Origin of the sequence: Streptacidiphilus carbonis, assembly GCF_000787775.1 — a bacterium.
GTDB classification, from domain to species: Bacteria; Actinomycetota; Actinomycetes; order Streptomycetales; family Streptomycetaceae; genus Streptacidiphilus; species Streptacidiphilus carbonis.
In genome coordinates this window covers 1-18,645 of sequence record NZ_BBPM01000061.1, presented here as the reverse complement: position 1 = coordinate 18,645, position 18,645 = coordinate 1, and the positions used below count along the sequence as shown (strand labels likewise).

Sequence of the window (18,645 nt, the reverse complement as noted above, 5' to 3'; positions counted from 1 at the left end):
GCGGCGGCCCGGGCGGACTCCGCCGAGGGCGGCGAGCGCGGCGGCGGCGGCGACGGGCGCGGCGGCGCGGGCGAGAGCGAACCGCCCGTCATGCCGCAGGCGCCGCAGCGGATCCGGCCGGACAAGGAGGCCCAGCGGCTGTACCGGGACCTCGCCCGCCGGGCCCACCCGGACCTGGCCCAGGACCCGGCCGAGCAGGAGCGCCGCGGCGGCTTCATCGCCCGGGTCAACGAGGCCTACGCGCGCGGCGACGTGCTGGCGCTGGCGGCGCTGGCCGAGGAGTGGGCCGGTGAGACCGACGACACCGGCGTTCCGGCCGAGGGCACCCCGGAGCGGGTGGCCTGGCTCCGGCAGCGGCTGGACTGGCTGACCGCCCGGCTCAACCGGATCGAGGCGGCCCGCGCCGAGCTGGTCGACAGCCCGATGGGTCAGCTGCTGATGCTGCTGCCGGACGATCCCGACGCGCTGCTGGAGGTGCTGGCCGAGCAGCTGCTGGAGTCCGTCTCGACCCGACAGGCCGAGCTGGACCGGCTGGTCGGCACGGGGTGACCGGCGTCGGCGAGAATTGAGCCGTCACTCATCGCATCCCGAACCCGATTCCGCGCCTGATCCCGCACCTGATCCCTGGAGAATCCGATGTTCCACGCCTCCGTCCCCACTGTGGACGCCGCTTCCGTGCCCGCCGAGGGCGCCCTGCTCGACGTCCGGGAGCAGGACGAGTGGGAGGCGGGCCATGTGGACGGCGCGCTGCACATCCCGATGGGCCAGCTGATGGCGCGGATCGAGGAGCTGCCGGAGCAGAAGCTCTATGTGCTGTGCCGGGTCGGCGGCCGCTCGGCCCAGGTGGTGCAGTACCTGGTGGCCCAGGGCCGGGACGCGGTGAACGTCGACGGCGGGATGTACGCCTGGGAGGCTGCCGGCCGGCCGATGACGAGCGCGGACGGCAACCCCTTCGTGCTGTAGCCGAAATCCGGGGCGACTGCTTCTTGTGCGAATTCCCCTGTGCGGGCCCGGTCCGGTCCGTCATGCTGGCTTGAGTGGACAACCAGCTCAAAGGGGCCGAATGAACTACGCACGACCGGTAGCATTGCGCACCGACCGGATCGAACTCCGCGCGATCGCCCCTGAGGCGGCCGAGGCGCTGGCGCGCGGCGGGGACGGCGGGTTCGCCTGGGTCCCCGACGGCCCTTTCCAGGGCACCAGGGACGCCTGCGGCGGTGTGGTGAAGGCGGCTCAGAGCGGCGTCTTCGAGCCGGAGTGGGGCGTGTTCGCGATAGTCCGGCTGGAGGACGGCGCGGCCGTCGGCGGTGCGGGCTTCCACGGCCCGCCGAACCGCGGCGGCGTCGAGATCGGCTACGACCTGGCCGCCTCGGCGCGCGGCCACGGCTATGTCACCGAGGCGGTACGGCTGCTGACGGCCTATGCGCTGGCCGGGCCCGGGGTGGGCCTGGTGGTCGCGCACACCGAGCCGGACAACACGGCCTCCCAGGCCGTGCTGCTCCGGTCCGGCTTCCAGCGGGACGGGGTCGGCGACGACGGCCTGCCCCGCTTCGTCCTTCGGTCAGCGGTCGCGTAGCGCGGTCTCACAGGTCGCGCAGCAGCGCCACCGGGGACTCCACCGCGTCGGCGACGAAGCGCAGGAACGCTCCGGCGACCGCGCCGTCGCAGACCCGGTGGTCGAAGCTGAAGGACAGCTGCACCACCTGGCGCACCGCCAGCTCGCCCCGGTGCACCCAGGGCTTGGCGGCGATCCGGCCCACACCGAGCATGGCCGCCTCGGGGTGGTTGATGATCGGCGTCGAGCCGTCGACGCCGAAGACCCCGTAGTTGTTGAGGGTGAAGGTGCCGCCGGTGAGCTCGGCCGGGCTGAGCCGGCCCTCGCGAGCAGCGGCGGTGAGCCGGGAGAGTTCGGCGGCCAGCTGCCCGGTGCTGAGCAGGTGCGCGTCCCTGACCACGGGGACGGCCAGTCCGCGCGGGGTCTGCGCGGCGAAGCCCAGGTGCACCGCGGAGTGCCGGCGGATGCCGGTGGCGGCGCCGTCCGGGCCGGTCACCACGCTGGAGTTGAGCTCGGGATGCCGGGCCAGGGCGGCGGTGCAGACCCGGGCCAGCAGGGCGAGCAGGCCGAGGTCCAGGGTCCGCCGGGCGGCCAGCAGTTCGGTGGCGTCGGCGTCCACCCAGCAGGTCGCGTCCGGGATCTCGCGCCGGCTGCGGGCGAAGGTCTCGGCGGCGAGGCGGGCGACCCCGCGCAACGGGGTGACCTCCTCGGTCGGAGCAGGCTCCGTCGGAGCGGGCCCGGTCCGGGGTTGAGGCTTCGTCACGTCCGCGCGCATGATCAGGCCGTCCGGGCCGCTGCCGGTGACGGTGGCCAGGTCGATGCCGTTCTCCCGGGCCAGCCTGCGCACCAGCGGGGAGATCACCGCGGGGACGGCTCTGACCGGGGCGGGAGCGGCCGGCTTGACGGCGGTGCCGACCCGGCGGCGCCTGGAGCCGGACGACTCCGTGGTGCCGTAGCCGACCAGGACGTTGCCGGAGCCGTTCCCCACCCCCTCCGCCGTCCCCTCCGCCGGCGCCACCGCGACGGTGACCAGCGGGGCGCCGACCGGCACCTCGGTGCCGGCCTCGCCGAAGCGGGAGGTGACCACACCCGCGTAGGGGCAGGGCACCTCGACCACTGCCTTGGCCGTCTCCACCTCGGCGACCGGTTGGTCGACCTTGATCACATCGCCCACCTCGACCAGCCAGCGGACGATCTCCGCAGAGGTCAGGCCCTCACCGAGGTCGGGCAGCGGGAACTCGCGCACGGAAGCCATCGGGGCGATCACTGCTCCCACTGGAGTTTCGATACTGCGTCAAGGATCCGGTCGACGCCCGGCAGGTGGTGTTCCTCCAGCATCGGCGGCGGGTACGGGATGTCGAAGCCGGTGACCCGCAGCACCGGGGCGGCCAGGTGGTGGAAGCAGCGCTCGGTGACCCGGGCCGCGATCTCCGCGCCCACCCCGGCGAAGCCGGCCGACTCGTGCACCACCACCGCGCGCCCGGTGGCGCGTACCGCGGCGGCCACCGTCTCGTCGTCGAAGGGCGCCAGGCTGCGCAGATCCACCACGGACAGGTCCCAGCCCTCGGCCCTGGCCGCCTCGGCCGCCTCCAGGCAGACCGGAAGTGACGGACCGTAGGTCAGCAGGGTGGCCGAGCTGCCCTGACGGCGGACCACGGCGCGGCCGATCGGCTCGATCGGGGTCGGGGCCTCGGCGGACCAGTCGTCCTTGGACCAGTAGAGCCGCTTGGGCTCCAGGAACACCACCGGGTCGTCCGAGGCGATGGCCGAGCGCAGCAGCCCGTAGCCGTCGGCGACGGTGGCCGGGGTGACCACGTGCAGCCCGGGGGTGTGCGCGTAGTAGGCCTCGGAGGAGTCGCTGTGGTGCTCCACGCCGCCGATGCCGCCGCCGTAGGGGATCCGGATGGTGATCGGCAGCGGCATCCGGCCCGCGGTGCGGTTGCGCATCCGGGCGACATGGGAGACCAGCTGCTCGAAGGCGGGGTAGGCGAAGGCGTCGAACTGCATCTCCACCACCGGCCGCAGCCCGTACATGGCCATGCCGACCGCGGTGCCGAGGATGCCGGCCTCGGCCAGCGGGGTGTCCAGGCAGCGGTCCGCGCCGAACTCGGCGGCCAGGCCGTCGGTGATCCGGAAGACCCCGCCCAGGGTGCCGACGTCCTCGCCGAGGACGTGCACGGACGGGTCGTCGCGCATCGCGTCGCGCAGGGCGCTGTTGAGCGCCGAGGCGAGGGTCGCGGTACGGGGTGCCGCGGACTGCGGTGCCGCGGCGCGGGGTGGGGCTGCGCTGGTCATCGCTCGGCCCCCGTCGCGGCTTCGGCGGCCAGCTCGGCGGCCAGCTGTGCGGCCTGCTCCCGCAGCTGCGGGGTGGGCTCGGCGTAGACATGGGTGAAGAGCGACATCGGGTCCAGTTCGGGTTTCACGTGAAACAACGTCCGCATGCGATCGGCCAGTTCCTCGGCCTCGGCGGCGGCTGCGGCGACCTCCTGGTCGCCGAGCACCCCGGCCTCGCGCAGATGACGTTCCATCAGGGTCAGCGGGTCGCGTTCGCGCCAGCCGGCGACCTCCTCGGCGCTGCGGTAGCGCCCGGCGTCGTCGGCGTTGGTGTGCGCCTCCAGCCGGTAGGTGACCGCCTCGACCAGCACCGGCCCGGCCCCGGAGCGGGCGTGCTGCACCGCCTCGCCGAGCACGGTGTGCACCGCGACCGCGTCGTTGCCGTCCACCAGGCGGCCCTGGATGCCGTAGCCGACCGCCTTGTGGGCCAGGGTGGGCGCGGCGGACTGCTTGGCCAGCGGCACCGAGATGGCATAGCCGTTGTTCTGGACCAGGAAGACCACCGGGGCGTTCAGCACCCCGGCGAAGTTCAACGCCTCGTGGAAGTCGCCCTCGCTGGTGCCGCCGTCGCCGACCATGGCCAGCGCCACGGTGCTGTCGCCACGCAGCCGGGCGGCGTGGGCCAGGCCGACCGCGTGCGGGGCCTGGGTGGCCAGCGGGGTGGAGAGCGGGGCGACCTGGTGCTCGTAGGGGTCGTAGCCGCAGTGCGCGTTGCCGCGCAGCAGGGTCAGCGTCTCCAGTGGGTCGACGCCGCGGGAGACCACCGCGAGGGTGTCCCGGTAGCTGGGGAACAGCCAGTCGCCCGGGCGCAATGCGCCGGCCACCGCGATCTGGCAGGCCTCCTGGCCGGTCGAGGCGGGATAGACGGCCAGCCGGCCCTGCTTGGTGAGGGTGGTCGCCTGCTGGTTGAAGCGCCGTCCGACCACCAGCCGCCGGTGCAGGTCGCGCAGCAGTTCCGGGCCGCCGGGGGAGTCCACCGTCCGGCGCAGGGCAGGCGTCCCGAGGATGCGCACCGGCTCGCTCTCGGGGAGCAGCGGTGCGGGGTCACGGCGCGGGCCGTGCGCGTCCGGCGTCCAAGCGGTTGCCAGGTCGTGATCGAGAACGGTCATCGGGCTCCTCCGGTGCGGGCCACTGCTCCCTACCGATTGTTCGGTCGATTGATCGAATCGGCTACTGTCCAGAGCGAGTGGTGGACAAACGGCTGCTCCCGCGCTGTGCTGGAGGCAGGGTGTCCATCAGGGGAGGCGAAAGAACCATGCCCGCTGAACAGATGGCCGGACCGGGCGACCCCCGCCGAACCCGGCGCTCGAAACTGCCCCCGGTCCGGTCGGGGTCGGCGGCCGAATGGATCGCCGAACGGGCCCGCCAGCGCGCCGTCCCCCCTGCCGCTTCCGGCGCCGCCTCGGGCTCGCTCGGCGGCCGCGGGGAGCCCGAGCGGCGCGGCAGGAAGCCGAGCACGCAGCCGTCGGCCCAGTCGCCGACCGACGGGCCCGGTGCCCCGTCCGGCGGTTCGGGCCTCGGCGACGGATCCGGGCAGCGCCAGCTGGACCGGATCGACCGGGCCATCCTCCGTCTGCTGCAGCAGGACGGCCGGGCCTCGATCCGTTCGGTGGCCGAACGGGTCCATGTCTCCAGGGCCAATGCCTATGCGCGGATCGCGCGGATGGTGGAGTCCGGCGTGATCAGGGGCTTCACCGCGCGGGTGGACCATGAGCGGGCCGGGCAGGGCGCCTCCGCCTACATCACCCTGAAGATCGTTCAGAACTCCTGGCGCACCGTCAGGGGCCAGCTGCTGGAGCTGCCCGGGGTCGAGCACATGGCGCTGGTCAGCGGGGAGTTCGACGTACTGATGCTGGTGCACACGGTGGACAACCGGGCCCTGCGGGAGCTGGTGCTGAACCGGATCCAGGCGATCCCGGAGGTGCTGGGCACGCACACACTGCTGGTCTTCGACGAGACCGACCGGACCCCGGTGCTGCCGGACTGAAGGGCCCGCGGATCCCCTGCGCTCCCGCCCGGCCTATGGGGCGCGCAGGCCGCCGAAGGCGAGCAGGGTCACCGATTCGGCGATGTGCTGCACCGACTTCTCGTCCGGTCCCGGCCGGTACCACTCCACCAGGGAGTTGATCATTCCGTAGAGCAGCCGGGTGGCCAGCCTGGGTTCGATGTCGGAGCGCAGGTCGCCGTCGCGCACGGCCTCCGCCAGCAGCTCGGCGACCTGGTGGTCGTAGGCCCGGCGCTGCTGCAGCGCCCACTGCTCGGTGGCCGTGTTGCCGCGCACCCGCAGCAGCAGGGTGACGTACGGCAGTTCCGCGGCCAGTACCTCGGTGGTGCGGCGCACCACGTGCTCCAGCCGGTCGACCGCGCGTCCGGTGGTGGCCTCCGGCTCGTCCAGGATGCCGAAGAGGCCGTCCAGGGCCCGGCCGACAGCCAGCCGAAGCAGCTCCTCCTTGCCGCGGACATGGTGGTAGATCGACGACTTGCTGATGCCGGCGGCCCGGGACAGGTCCTCCATCGAGGTCCCGTCGTAGCCGCGCTCGTTGAACACCCGCACCGTCACGGCGAGCAGCGTCTCGACGGTGTAGGCGTCACGGCGCTGGACGCGCGGGTTGTCGACCATGCTGCGCAGCCTAGCGGCAGGGTCCGGGTGGCAGCCCTGGGGAGATAGTTGTACTGTCATAACGATTATAGAAGTCAAACTGATGAAGCTGGTCGCCCCATGCCGGAAGCTGACACCTCTGTAAACGCTGGAGCACCGCTGAGCGCCCGAAGGCGATTCCTGGTCCTCGCCATCTGCTGCATGAGCCTGTTCATCGTCGGCCTCGACAACACCATCGTGAACGTGGCGCTGCCGTCCATCCAGCGCGACCTGCACGCCTCGGTCTCCGGGCTGCAGTGGACCATCGACGCCTACACCCTGGTGCTGGCCGGCCTGCTGATGCTCTCCGGCTCCACCGGCGACCGGATCGGCCGCCGCCGGACCTTCCAGTCCGGGTTGGCCCTGTTCACCCTAGGCTCGCTGCTCTGCAGCCTCTCCCCGAGCCTGGGCTGGCTGATCGCGGCCCGCATGATCCAGGCCGTCGGCGGCTCGATGCTGAACCCGGTGGCGATGTCGATCATCACCAACACCTTCACCGACCCCCGCGAGCGCGCCCGCGCCATCGGCGTCTGGGGCGGCACCGTCGGCGTCAGCATGGCGCTCGGCCCGGTCCTCGGCGGGCTGCTGGTCGGATCGGTCGGCTGGCCGTCGATCTTCTGGATCAACATCCCGGTCGGCATCGCCGCACTGGTCCTGGCCGGGCGCTTCGTCCCCGAGTCCAAGGCGGCCAAGGCGCGCCGGGTGGACCCGGTCGGCCAGATCCTGGTGATCACCCTGCTGGCCTCGATCACCTACGGCATCATCGAGGCCCCGACGGCCGGCTGGACCTCCGTCCAGACCATCGGCTGCTTCGCCCTCGGCGCCGCCGCCCTGGCCGGCCTGCTGGCCTATGAGCCGCGCCGCCAGGAACCCCTGATCGACCTGCGCTTCTTCCGCAGCGTCCCGTTCTCCGGGGCCACCGTGATAGCGGTCTGCGGTTTCGCCGCGCTGGCCGGGTTCCTCTTCCTGAACACCCTCTACCTGCAGAACGCCCTCGGCTACAGCGCGCTCAAGGCCGGCCTGTTCACCCTGCCGATGGCCGCGATGACGGTGGTCTTCGCACCGCTGTCCGGACGCATCGTCGGGGCCCGGGGCCCGCGGATCCCGCTGATCGTCGCCGGGGTCGCCATGTCCGCCAGCGGGCTGATGCTCACCGGGCTCAGCCTGACCACCCCGGTCGCCCAGTTGATGGCCGCGTACCTGCTGTTCGGCCTCGGCTTCGGCATGGTCAACGCGCCGATCACCAACACCGCGGTCTCCGGGATGCCGCGCAGCCAGGCCGGGGTCGCCGCGGCGGTGGCCTCGACCAGCCGCCAGGTCGGCCAGTCGCTGGGGGTGGCGGTCATCGTCTCGGTGGTCACCTCCTCGGTGCACGGGTCCACCAACGCGGCGCTCTTCACCCACGCCAGCCACGTCGGCTGGTGGATCACCGTGGGCTGCGGGCTGGCGGTGCTGGTCCTGGGCGTGCTGACCACCGGCGCCTGGGCCCGGGGGACCGCGACCCGCAACGCCGCCAGGCTCGACGAGCCGGCCGAGGTCCGGACGGAGGTCACGGCATGACCACGCAGATCGAGGACGCGGCCGTCGCCCCCGGAGACGGCGAGGACGCCAGGCTGCGCGCCGCCTCCGCGGTCTACGCGACCATGCGGTACCTGGTGCTGGACCAGGACGACCGCCGTGCGGCGGTGGTCGAGGCGCTGGGCATGAGCTTCAGCCGCACCAAGGCGCTGCGCCGGCTGACGGCGGGGCCGCTGCGGATGAGCGAGCTGGCCCAGAAGCTGCTCACGGACAAGCCGTACGCCACGCTGATCGTGGACGACCTGGAGCGGCGCGGCCTGGTGCTGCGCACCGTCCACCCGGACGACCGGCGCTGCAAGGTGGTGACCGTCACCGAGGCCGGACGGCTGGCGGCGGAACTGGCGGAGTCGATCCTGGCCCGGCCGCCGCGGGGGCTGCTGGCGCTGGAGGACGAGGAGCTGGAAACGCTGCGGCGGGTGATGGCGAAGGTCGAAGCAGGCTCTTGAACCGACCGATCATTCGGTTAGTCTGAATCCCGGCAGTGTCGCCAGGACTCACTGAGGAGAGCCGTCATGTCCCACGAGCTGATCGACCGTCACCGGCCCACTCTGGACGCCGCCCTCGCCGCGCTCGCGGCCCGCGACTACTGGTCGGCCTACCCGGAGTCGCCCCGGGCGTACGGGGAGCCGGTGGGGCTGGACGCCCTGCAGGGACGGGAGCTGCTGCTGGACCAGCCGGGGACGGACGGGCTGGTCGGCCCCGGTCCCGAGCAGGGCGGGGAGCGGTCGCCGTTCGGACCCGCGCTGGCGGTGAGCTACCCGCACGCGGGCGACCCGGAGGCGCTGTTCGCCGCCGCCCGCGCGGCTCGTCCCGGCTGGGCCGCGGCCGGACCGCTGCTGCGGGCCGCGGTCTGCTGCGAGATCCTGGCCCGGATCAACGCGCGCTCCCCCGAGTTCGGCGCGGCCGTGATGCACACCACCGGCCAGGCGGCCGGGATGGCCTTCCAGGCCGGGGGACCGCACGCGCAGGACCGCGGCCTGGAGGCGGTGGCCTACGCCTACATCGAGCAGACCCGGCTGCCCGAACGCGCCGAGTGGACCAAGCCGCAGGGCAAGCGCGACCCGCTGCGCCTGGTCAAGGAGTTCACCGCGGTGCCGCGCGGCACCGCGCTGCTGATCGGCTGCAACACCTTCCCGACCTGGAACGGCTACCCGGGCCTGTTCGCCTCGCTGGCCACCGGCAACCCGGTCCTGGTCAAGCCGCACCCGCGGGCGGTGCTGCCGCTGGCGCTCACCGTCGCCGTCGCCCGCGAGGTGCTGGCCGAGGCCGGCTTCAGCCCCGACGTGGTGCTGCTGGCCGCAGAGCAGCCCGGCGAGGGCCTGGCGAAGACCCTGGCCCTGCACCCGGACGTGCGGATCATCGACTACACCGGCTCCACCGCCTTCGGCGACTGGCTGGAGGACAACGCCCGGCAGGCGCAGGTCTACACCGAGAAGGCCGGGGTCAACACCGTCCTGATCGACTCCACCGCCGACTACGCCGGGATGCTCGGCAACCTGGCCTTCTCGCTGGCGCTCTACAGCGGGCAGATGTGCACCACCCCGCAGAACCTGCTGCTGCCCCGGGCCGGCCTGGACACCGACCAGGGACACAAGAGCTTCGCCGAGGTGGCCGCGGACCTCGGGCGTTCGCTGGACCGGCTGCTCGGCGACGACGCCCGCGCGGCGGCGCTGCTCGGCGCCGTGGTCAACCCGGGCGTGCTGCAGCGGCTGGAGCAGGCCGAGAAGGGCGAGTACGGCGAGGTGCTGCTGGCGCCGCGCGCCGTCGCGGTGCCGGACTTCCCCGACGCGGTGGTCCGCACCCCGGCCCTGGTCGGCCTGGACATCGCCAAGGACGCGCTGCCCGGGGAGTGCTTCGGCCCGGTCGCCTTCGTGGTCGCGGTGGACTCCAGCGCCCAGGCGGTAGAGCAGCTGCGCGACACGGTCCGCGAGCGCGGCGCGATGACCGCCGCCGCGTACACCACCTCGGCGGACGTGGAGGCCGCCGTGGTGGAGGCCTGCCTGGACGCGGGGGTGTCGCTGTCGCTGAACCTCACCGGCCAGGTCTACGTCAACCAGACCGCGGCCTTCTCCGACCTGCACGGCACGGGGGCCAACCCGGCCGCCAACTCCGCCTACTGCGACGGGGCCTTCGTGGCCTCCCGGTTCCGGGCCGTCGAGGTCCGGCGCGAGCTGCGGTAGCGCTCCGGGCCGGCCCGGCGGAGGAGAGGAAGGGTCAACCTGTCAAGGACGTGCACGGACCGATGACGGACTGCCTGCTGATCCGCGGGGACACCAGCGGATAGAACAGACGCAGTCGGCGAAGACGGCAACAGGGGCGGTACGGGAGAGATTCTCCCGTGCGGCCCCTGCTGCTTTCGGTTGTCAGATGCGCAGGGGTTCCGTTGCGCCTTTTACACCTTGTATCTGGCATTCGACACACTGAGTGACTCAGGGTAAGCGGTGATGCGGATCACGTTGCCAAATGGCGCGAACGATAACGATTCCGCTGTCGAAGCCGCTCAGAACCCTGGAAAACGCAGCTTTTCGCCCTAGCCTCTGTCCCCATCCCCCTTCCGTGCCGCCTGCAGAAAGGCCACATCACTCCCATGAAGGGCCTCAGCCTCGAAGACCTGGCGCGGTTCAGCAACCGCACCCGCGCCCGCTCGACCGCCGCCGCGATGAGCCGCCGCTCCCTGCTCCGCGGCGCGACCGCGGGCGGCCTGGCCGTGGCGGGCGCCGGAGCACTGTCGGCCTGCGGCGTCCAGGGACATGTCGTCCCGGACGGCGCCAAGGCGACCGGGCAGGCCGGAAAGGACTACTCGGACACCGAGAAGAAGGTGGTCTGGGCGACCTGGCCGGCGTACATCGACATCCAGGACGACAAGCACCCCAGCGTGCACCCCACGCTGAACGCCTTCACCAAGCAGACCGGCATCCAGGTCGACTACCTGGAGATCATCAACGACAACAACGACTTCTACACCAAGGTCGACCCCTACCTGGTCAAGGGGATCGACACGGGGTACGACGTCCTGGTCGTCAGCGACTACATGGTGGCCAAGTACCGGACCTACGACTACCTGCAGGAACTGGACCTGGCCAACATCCCCAACCACGGGAACATGCTGCCCAGCGTCCTCAAGGACCCGGTCGACCCGGGCCGCCGCTTCTCCGTGCCGTGGGCCTACGGCTTCACCACCATCGCCTACAACAACAAGCTGGTGAAGACCCCGATCACCTCCATCGCCGAGGTGTTCACCCGCTCCGACCTGCACGGGAAGGTCTCGCTGTTCAGCGAGATGGAGGACACCGTGGCGATGGCGCTGCTCGCCCTCGGCCACGACCCGGCGCAGTTCACCGACGCGCAGTTCAACGAGGCGCTGGAGTACATCCGCAGGGCGCTGGCCTCCGGCCAGGTGCGTGCCTTCACCGGCAACGACTACCTGAGCGACTTCCAGAACGGGAACACCGCCGTCACCATGGCCTACTCCGGCGACGTGGCCCAGCTCGGGGTCGACAACCTGGTCACCGTGGACCTCCCCAAGGAGGGTCTGCTGGCCTGGTCCGACAACTGTGTGATCCCCAACTTCGCCCGGCACAAGGCCAACGCCGAGAAGATGCTCAACTACTACCTCGAACCCGGGGTGGCGGCCGAGCTCGCGGACTACATCGACTACGTCCCCTCGGTCGAGGGCGCGGTGGCGGCGCTGCAGAAGCTGGACCCGGAGACGGCCTCCTCGCCGCTGATCGTCCCCACCAAGCAGATGGAAGCCAACGCGCACGGCTTCATGAAGCTCACCATCGCCCAGCTCGACGACTACACCAGCCGTTTCCAGCAGGCCATCGGCCAGTAGGCCGCCCGCCCCCGTTCGACGGACTCCTCACCGGCGCCGACCCCGAAAGAAGATTCTCGATGAGCTCCACTGACGTACTGGGCCGGACCGAGGGCGGCGATCTCCGTCTGGCCGGCCTGACCAAGCGCTTCGGCGCCTTCACAGCGGTCGACAGCCTCGACCTGACCATCCCGCAGGGCTCCTTCTTCGCCCTGCTCGGTGCGTCGGGCTGCGGCAAGACGACGACGCTGCGGATGGTCTCCGGCCTGGAGGACCCGACCGCGGGCCAGATCTTCCTGGGCGACCAGGACGTCACCGACGCCAAGCCCTACCGGCGGCCGGTCAACACCGTGTTCCAGAACTACGCGCTCTTCCCGCACCTGGACATCTTCGAGAACGTCGCCTTCGGGCTCCGCCGCCGCGGCTTCAAGAGCGTCAAGCCGCAGGTCGAGACGATGCTGGAGCTGGTCGAGCTGGGCCACCTGGCCAAGCGCAAGCCCACCCAGCTCTCCGGCGGCCAGCAGCAGCGCATCGCGCTGGCCCGGGCCCTGATCAACCAGCCCCAGGTGCTGCTGCTGGACGAGCCGCTGGGCGCGCTGGACCTCAAGCTGCGCCGGCAGATGCAGATCGAGCTCAAGCGGATCCAGACCGAGGTCGGCCTCACCTTCGTGCACGTCACCCACGACCAGGAGGAGGCCATGACCATGGCCGACACCATCGCGGTGATGAACCAGGGCCGGATCGAGCAGCTGGGCTCCCCCGCCGAGCTCTATGAGAACCCGGCCACCACCTTCGTCGCCAACTTCCTCGGCCAGTCCAACCTGATCCCGGGAACGGTCGAGACCGCCACCGACGACGTGGTCACCGTCTCCGCGTACGGACGCAGGCTCACCCTGGACGCCGGGCGCTGCCGCTCGGTGTCCGGCAAGGTGATCCTGGGTGTCCGTCCCGAGAAGGTCCAGCTCGCCGCGGCCGAGGCGGACGTGCCCAGCGGCCGCAACGTGCTCAGCGGCACCGTCTCCGACACCTCGTTCATCGGCGTCTCCACCCAGTACCTGGTCAAACTGCCCTCCGGCGAGGAGCTCTCGGTCTTCGAGCAGAACACCGGCCGGGAGATCCAGCGCCCCGGCGCCGAGGTGTTCGTGTACTGGGACCCCAGCCAGGGCTTCGGCCTCGACGGCGACCAGGACATCGAGGCGGGCGCGGCCCTGGACGAGGAGGGCGCCGCATGAGCACCTCGCTGCTCGACAAGGCCGACCCCCCGGCCCAGCAGGCCCCGCCGGAGGAGCGCAGGCAGCGCCGCAACCTCACCCCCTGGGTGCTGCTGCTGCCGGGTCTGCTGTGGCTGGTCCTCTTCTTCCTGGTCCCGATCCTCACCTCGGTGTCGGCGTCGGTCCAGACCGGCAACTTCGACGACGGCTTCAAGCTCACCTGGCACTGGGCCAACTTCGTCGACGCGGTCAAGCCGTACTGGCGCCAGTACCTGCACTCCGGGATCTTCTCGGTGGCGACCACGGTGCTGTGCCTGGCACTGGGCTACCCGGTGGCGTACTTCATCGCCTTCAAGGGCGGCAAGTGGAAGTCGCTGCTGATGGCACTGGTGATCGTGCCCTCCTTCACCAGCTTCCTGATCCGCACCATCGCCTGGAAGACCATCCTGGCCGACAACGGCTCCGTGGTCCGGGTCCTCAACGACCTGCACATCCTCACGGTGACCAGCAAGCTGGGGATCACCGTCGGCACCCATGTGCTGGCCAGCCCCGGCGCCGTGGTCTGCGGCATGGTCTACAACTTCCTGCCGTTCATGATCCTCCCGCTGTACACCTCGCTGGAGAAGATCGACCCGCGGCTGCTGGAGGCCGGCAACGACCTCTACTGCAGCACCTTCCAGACCTGGCGCCGGATCACCCTCCCGCTGTCCATGCCCGGGGTGATCGGCGGCACTCTGCTGACCTTCATCCCGGCGGTCGGCGACTACGTCAACGCCCAGCTGCTCGGGAACGCGAGCACCGGTGTGGTCGGCCAGAGCATCGAGAACCTGTTCCTGCGCAAGACCGACGGCTATCCGGTCGGGTCGGCGATGTCGGTCATCATGATGGTCGGCACGCTGGTCCTGGTCATGATGTACATCCGCAAGGCCGGTACGGAGGACCTGATCTGATGGCGACTCAAACCGCAGTCACGAGCGCGCCGCCGCGCGCCCAGGCGCCGCTGAAGCTCCGCCGCCGGGGCCCGCTGGCCTGGATCGGCGACCACGTCCTGCTGGCCGTCACCGTGGTCGTCTTCGTCTTCATGCTGCTGCCGAACGCCGTCATCCTGGTGATGTCGTTCAACCAGCCGATCGGCAAGTACGACTACACCTGGAACCAGTTCTCCACCGAGGCCTGGGCCCACCCCTGCGCCAACCAGGCGCTGTGCAGCAGCATGGGCCTGTCGCTGGAGATCGGCGTGGTCGCGACGGTGGTCTCCACCGCGCTGGGCACGATGATCGCCTTCGCGATGGTCCGGCACCGCTTCAAGGCCCGGTCGGGCATCAACGCCCTGCTGTTCCTGCCGATGGCCGCCCCCGAGGTGGTCATGGGCGCGACCCTGACGGCGCTGTTCTTCAACACCATCGGCCCCGGCTCCCTGGGCTTCTGGACCATCACCATCGCGCATGTGATGTTCTGTCTGAGCTATGTGGTGGTGACCGTCAAGTCCCGGCTGGCGGGCATGGACCCGACCCTGGAGCGGGCGGCGCAGGACCTCTACGCCACGCCGACCCAGACCTTCATGAAGGTCACCCTTCCGCTGGTGGCCCCCGGCATCGCCGCCGCTGCACTGCTGGCGTTCGCGCTGTCGGTCGACGACTACATCATCACCGCGTTCACGGCCGGCCAGCGCACCACCTTCCCGATGTACATCTTCGGCTCGGTGCAGCGCTCGTACCCGGCGCAGATCAATGTGATCGGCTCGATCATGCTGATCGGCACCATGGCGATCATCGCGGTGACCACGGTCCTCGGCAGGATGCGGGCGACCCGGCGGTAGCCCGTTCCCCCTCCGCGCCGGAACACGTGCCCTGCCCCGCCCACTCCTCGGCGGGGCGGGGCACGCTGCCGTTCGGTGCCGATGGGTGCCGTTCGGTGCCGTTCGGTGCCGGACGAGGCGGCCGAGCAGGGCACCACCGCGCACGTAGGGTGGCCGGGTGGACGATGCGATCGAGAAGTGGCGCCGGGGGGTGGCCGGGGGCGGTGTGCTGCTGGACGGCTTCCATGCGCTCAAGCACGCGCTGAGGTTCGGCGCCGCGGTGACCGGCGTGCTGACCAGCGACCGGGCCGGGGTGGCCCGGCTGGCCGCGGAGCTGGCCCCGGACGTGGCCGCGGAGCTGGACGCGCTGGCGGTGGAGGTCCCGGCTGCGGTGCTGCGCGAACTCGTCCCCCGGCTGCACCCGACCGGCATCGCCGCGCTGGCGGTACGGCGCCCGCGCCCCGCCAACCTCGCCGCCCTGGCCCGCCGCCCGCGCCCGGCCCCCGTCGTCCTGCTGGACAACCCGCGCAACCTCGGCAACATCGGCGCCGTCGTCCGCCTGGCCGCCGGCTTCGGCGCTACGGGCGTGGTGACGACGGGCGACGTCGACCCGTGGCACCCGAGCGCGGTACGGGCCGGGGCCGGGCTCCACTTCGCCACGGCGGTGGAGCAGCTGACGCTGGATCAGCTGCCGTCGGGGCCGCTGTACGCACTCGACCCGGAGGGCGAAGACATCCGTGCCGTGCCGTTCCCCGACGACGCGGTGATCGCCTTCGGTTCGGAACGGCACGGAATCTCGGCCGAGCTTCGGGGAATGGCGACCCGGACGGTCGCCGTGCCCATGCAGCCCCAGGTCTCCAGCTTCAACCTGGCGACCAGCGTCGGGATGGGGCTGTTCCACTGGATGTCGGGTCGGCCCGAGCCCGGTTAGACGGCATCCACCCCCATCTCCATGAGCAGTTGGGCGATCTCCTTGGCGGTGCCGAGGACCCGGGCCTGGCCGATCTTCAGCGACAGCAGTCCGGCGGAGAAGGGCGGCCGGGGAGCCGCCGGCGGGGCGGGCGGGGTCTCCGGCTCGCGGGGTGCGATCAGGCGGCGGACCACGTCGACGAAGCGGATGGTGCCGCAGGTGCGGATGGAGCGGCTGCCGCGGATGCCGATCCGCTTGACCTCCGGACAGCGGAAGAACGGTCCGAAGGGCGGCCCGCTGTCCTCCTCCCGCCGGGGCAGGCACACCTCTGTTCGACCGTGCGCGCAGTGCACGGTTCCGTCGGTGAGGACGCGGAAGTCGGCGTCATGGAGGCCGTCGACACGGGCGACGAGATCGATGGGCTGGTCCAGCCCCAGGGCCTCGGTGAGGGTCTCGGCCATCCGCTCCCGCTGGGCGTCGGGGTCGGCCTCGCCGCGGCGGAGGGCGGGGAGGAACTCGGAGGTGACCCACTGCTGGAAGGGGCGGGCGGCGGGCTTCCGGGATCGGAGGACGAGCGTGTAGAGCCCGCTCTCGCTGACCAGGCTCAGGAGCGGGTTTCCTCGTTCGTAGCTTTTCCGACCTGCGGTTTTGCTGTAACCCTCATTTGAAATGAGGGTTACCTCCCGCAGATCCACGGTCTGCGTCTCGTGCGGGGCGACGAGTTGGTTGGCCCAACTCGGGTTGTTTCGCCCCAGGATCCTGCACACGTCCGCCGTGGCGAACCAGGGCTCGCCGTCGATGGTGACCACGCGGATCGGCTGGCCGGTGACCGGGAAGCTCGTGCTGGTGAGGGTGGGTTGTTCGGTGCGGGGCATGACATCCCTTTCGGGTGGATGACTGTGACGTCCTGCCCAACGGGATTGTCAGATCGTGGTCACTCCTTCGGCGGAGCGCGGTGGTTCCGACCGGCGCGCGAACCGACTGCGCACGAGGGTGGCGTGGGGGGTGGCGAAGCGGGAGATCCGGCTGCCGGTCCGGACCAGGAACCAGGTCGGCAGGAAGACCGCGTCCGCGCTGATCATCGCCAGTGAGAAGAAGGGCAGGCCGAGGGTCAGCGCGATGGCGGCGTGCTCGGTCATCATCAGGACCAGCAGTACGTTCTTGATGCGTCGGTTGAAGACCAGGAACGGGAAGGCCACCTGCACGATCACCGTGCCGTAGCTGATCAGGAAGACCGGGATCGGGTGCGCCGCGAGCTGTTGCGACAGTCCGGGCCAGGGGTTGAAGTAGTCCAGGTGCAGCGGGAAGTAGAGCGCGGTGCCGCCCTGCCAGAGCGAGCCCTGGATCTTGTACCAGCCGGCGGTGGCGTAGATGAAGCAGACCTCCACCATCACCACCAGCATCGCGCAGTTGTGCAGCATGGTCGCCATGGCGTCCAGCACGGCGCGGGCCTCGCCGTCCGGTGCCCGGCGGTCCAGCAGCCACCAGGCGCCGCTGATCAGCCAGAACGCCCAGAAGACGGTGCTCCAGGAGTACAGCCCGGGGCTGAGCATGCCCGTCCCGCCGGGATCGGTGAGCTGGGCGAACAGCAGGGCCGGGCCGAGCAGCGACCACAGCGCCACCCCGACGCGGTCGACTCCTCGGCCCGGGTGCAGCCGGCGTCGGCGCGCGTCCAGCGACCAGACCGTGCCGCAGCGGGTGAAGGCCAGGTAGATCGCCATCAGGTGGATGACGTTGTCGCCGCCGTCGCCGATCAGGACGCTGCGGTTCTGGATCGACAGCACGCAGACCAGGAACAGCACGGACATGGCGCGGGTGCGCCAGCCGAGCAGCAGCAGCACGCTCACCGCGATCGCCAGGGTGTACACGGTCTCGAACCACCAGCGGTCCCCGGACCAGGCCAGCACCGTGAAGGCGTGGTTGCCGGCCAGCATCTGGCGGGCCAGGTCGAGGCTCCAGGCGGACCGGTCGCCGTACAGCACCCGGCGGTGCGGCCACTCGCGGAGCAGGAAGCCGCCGAAGCACAGGGCGAAGCCGATCCGGATGACGGCTGCCTGGTAGGGCGCGAGGACCCGTCCGGTGAAGGCGGTCCAGCCGTCGAGGGTGCTGTCGCGCAGGGCCGTGAACGCGGGCTGGCGCGATGTGGCGGGGGCGGTCATCCGGGGACCCCGAGGCCGGTGTAGTCGTCGTCGGAGACCGCCCACCACTGCAGGGTGGTGTAGCTGGTCTGCTTCTTCTGTGTGGCGGCGGTCCAGGACGGGCCGGTGACCGGGGTGGTGGCGGAGCGGAACTCGATCTGGATGATCTGGTTGCCGTGCCAGGTGCGGCTGTTGCCGTTGAGTCCCGCGAGCCGCTGCAGGGCGATGCGCTTCAGGTACTCCTTCGACAGCGGGCCGCCCGAGCCCAGCGAGTTCTCGCTGGGCAGGTTGTGCCAGGAGGTGTAGTAGTCCCAGGCCCGGCGCAGCTGGTTCTGGTCCAGGTGGCTGGGGGCTGGGTTGTCCCGGATGTCTGCTATGTCCTGGGCGGTGAGGTCGATCCAGCCGGACTCGGCGCGGCTGCCGTCGGTGGCGAGGGTCTGCAGCCGGGCCTCCACGGCGATGTTGTTCTGCAGCGGGTTGGGCGCGAAGAGCTGCCAGTTCTGTTCGAACTCGGGCAGCACATGGGCGTTGATCGCCGACTGGTAGCGCTGGGAGGCCGGATTGGCGGGGGCTATGGAGAGGAAGACGGTGCCGAGGTGCCAGGCGGCGGCCGCGATCAGGACGGTGGCGGTGAGGGCTAGGGCGACCAGGGCGGGCGGCGACCACAGC

General features: G+C 71.2%; 19 protein-coding genes. 12 read left to right on the top strand and 7 right to left on the bottom strand.

Annotated elements, in window-relative coordinates; translation table 11 throughout:
* The 3 genes from TR46_RS31550 to TR46_RS31540 all read left to right on the top strand — a co-directional run.
* Positions 1–549, top strand: a 549-nt coding sequence (locus TR46_RS31550; RefSeq protein ID WP_161790238.1) for a J domain-containing protein, incomplete at its 5' end; no start/stop codon positions are given.
* A gap of 87 nt (positions 550–636) precedes the next feature.
* Positions 637–963 carry a rhodanese-like domain-containing protein gene (locus TR46_RS31545; RefSeq protein ID WP_030254332.1) on the top strand — a complete coding sequence of 109 codons (327 nt, stop codon included), beginning with the start codon at positions 637–639 and terminating at the stop codon, positions 961–963.
* Between the two features lie 100 nt (positions 964–1,063).
* On the top strand, positions 1,064–1,576 hold the full coding sequence (locus TR46_RS31540; protein ID WP_084719108.1) for a GNAT family N-acetyltransferase: 513 nt from the start codon (positions 1,064–1,066) through the stop codon (positions 1,574–1,576).
* A gap of 7 nt (positions 1,577–1,583) precedes the next feature.
* Here the strand turns inward: TR46_RS31540 and TR46_RS31535 are convergent, their stop codons facing one another.
* The 3 genes from TR46_RS31535 to pdhA are packed head-to-tail and all read right to left on the bottom strand — an operon-like array spanning position 1,584 to position 4,998.
* The gene (locus TR46_RS31535; RefSeq protein ID WP_042408574.1) at positions 1,584–2,810 is read right to left on the bottom strand and encodes a dihydrolipoamide acetyltransferase family protein; all 1,227 of its coding nucleotides are present in this window, start codon (positions 2,808–2,810) and stop codon (positions 1,584–1,586) included.
* Between the two features lie 8 nt (positions 2,811–2,818).
* Positions 2,819–3,850, bottom strand: a complete 1,032-nt coding sequence (locus tag TR46_RS31530) for an alpha-ketoacid dehydrogenase subunit beta (protein ID WP_042408505.1) — start codon at positions 3,848–3,850, stop codon at positions 2,819–2,821.
* Positions 3,847–4,998, bottom strand: coding sequence for a pyruvate dehydrogenase (acetyl-transferring) E1 component subunit alpha (gene pdhA / locus TR46_RS31525; RefSeq protein WP_042408502.1), 1,152 nt, complete (start codon positions 4,996–4,998; stop codon positions 3,847–3,849). Before pdhA ends, TR46_RS31530 begins: the two co-directional genes overlap by 4 nt.
* A gap of 434 nt (positions 4,999–5,432) precedes the next feature.
* On the opposite strand from pdhA, the gene TR46_RS31520 reads away from it, so the two are divergent.
* Positions 5,433–5,876 (top strand): Lrp/AsnC family transcriptional regulator, encoded by a 444-nt coding sequence (locus TR46_RS31520; RefSeq protein ID WP_037595396.1) that lies wholly within the window; start codon positions 5,433–5,435, stop codon positions 5,874–5,876.
* A gap of 33 nt (positions 5,877–5,909) precedes the next feature.
* Here the strand turns inward: TR46_RS31520 and TR46_RS31515 are convergent, their stop codons facing one another.
* Positions 5,910–6,509 carry a TetR/AcrR family transcriptional regulator gene (locus TR46_RS31515; RefSeq protein WP_042408497.1) on the bottom strand — a complete coding sequence of 200 codons (600 nt, stop codon included), beginning with the start codon at positions 6,507–6,509 and terminating at the stop codon, positions 5,910–5,912.
* A gap of 180 nt (positions 6,510–6,689) precedes the next feature.
* Here TR46_RS31515 and TR46_RS31510 point away from each other — a divergent pair, with 180 nt between their 5' ends.
* The 8 genes from TR46_RS31510 (at position 6,690) to TR46_RS31475 (ending at position 15,859) form a co-directional block, all read left to right on the top strand.
* Positions 6,690–8,087: an MFS transporter gene (locus TR46_RS31510; RefSeq protein WP_236655604.1), complete on the top strand. Its 1,398-nt coding sequence runs from the start codon at positions 6,690–6,692 to the stop codon at positions 8,085–8,087.
* A complete protein-coding gene (locus TR46_RS31505) occupies positions 8,084–8,551 on the top strand; it encodes a MarR family transcriptional regulator (RefSeq protein ID WP_052433261.1) in 468 nt (155 codons plus the stop codon). The genes TR46_RS31510 and TR46_RS31505 overlap by 4 nt, the downstream gene beginning before the upstream one ends.
* A 66-nt stretch (positions 8,552–8,617) precedes the next feature.
* Positions 8,618–10,285, top strand: a complete 1,668-nt coding sequence (gene paaN, locus TR46_RS31500) for a phenylacetic acid degradation protein PaaN (protein WP_042408492.1) — start codon at positions 8,618–8,620, stop codon at positions 10,283–10,285.
* A 407-nt stretch (positions 10,286–10,692) separates the two neighbouring features.
* Positions 10,693–11,940: a polyamine ABC transporter substrate-binding protein gene (locus TR46_RS31495; protein ID WP_042408489.1), complete on the top strand. Its 1,248-nt coding sequence runs from the start codon at positions 10,693–10,695 to the stop codon at positions 11,938–11,940.
* A 59-nt stretch (positions 11,941–11,999) separates the two neighbouring features.
* The gene (locus TR46_RS31490; protein ID WP_042408485.1) at positions 12,000–13,151 is read left to right on the top strand and encodes an ABC transporter ATP-binding protein; all 1,152 of its coding nucleotides are present in this window, start codon (positions 12,000–12,002) and stop codon (positions 13,149–13,151) included.
* Complete coding sequence (locus TR46_RS31485; RefSeq protein ID WP_042408481.1) at positions 13,148–14,080, top strand: ABC transporter permease; 933 nt, start codon at positions 13,148–13,150, stop codon at positions 14,078–14,080. The genes TR46_RS31490 and TR46_RS31485 overlap by 4 nt, the downstream gene beginning before the upstream one ends.
* Complete coding sequence (locus TR46_RS31480; protein ID WP_084719107.1) at positions 14,080–14,949, top strand: ABC transporter permease; 870 nt, start codon at positions 14,080–14,082, stop codon at positions 14,947–14,949. Before TR46_RS31485 ends, TR46_RS31480 begins: the two co-directional genes overlap by 1 nt.
* Before the next feature lie 157 nt (positions 14,950–15,106).
* On the top strand, positions 15,107–15,859 hold the full coding sequence (locus TR46_RS31475) for a TrmH family RNA methyltransferase (protein WP_042408478.1): 753 nt from the start codon (positions 15,107–15,109) through the stop codon (positions 15,857–15,859).
* Here TR46_RS31475 and TR46_RS38475 read toward each other — a convergent pair.
* From TR46_RS38475 to TR46_RS42770, 3 genes are all read right to left on the bottom strand, one after another.
* The gene (locus tag TR46_RS38475; protein WP_052433260.1) at positions 15,856–16,713 is read right to left on the bottom strand and encodes a BRO-N domain-containing protein; all 858 of its coding nucleotides are present in this window, start codon (positions 16,711–16,713) and stop codon (positions 15,856–15,858) included. The genes TR46_RS31475 and TR46_RS38475 overlap by 4 nt on opposite strands.
* Positions 16,714–16,761: 48 nt before the next feature.
* Positions 16,762–17,997, bottom strand: coding sequence for an HTTM domain-containing protein (locus TR46_RS31465; RefSeq protein WP_052433259.1), 1,236 nt, complete (start codon positions 17,995–17,997; stop codon positions 16,762–16,764).
* A partial coding sequence (locus TR46_RS42770) for a DUF5819 family protein (protein WP_042408476.1) occupies positions 17,994–18,645 on the bottom strand: 652 nt, incomplete at its 5' end. The genes TR46_RS42770 and TR46_RS31465, both read right to left, overlap by 4 nt.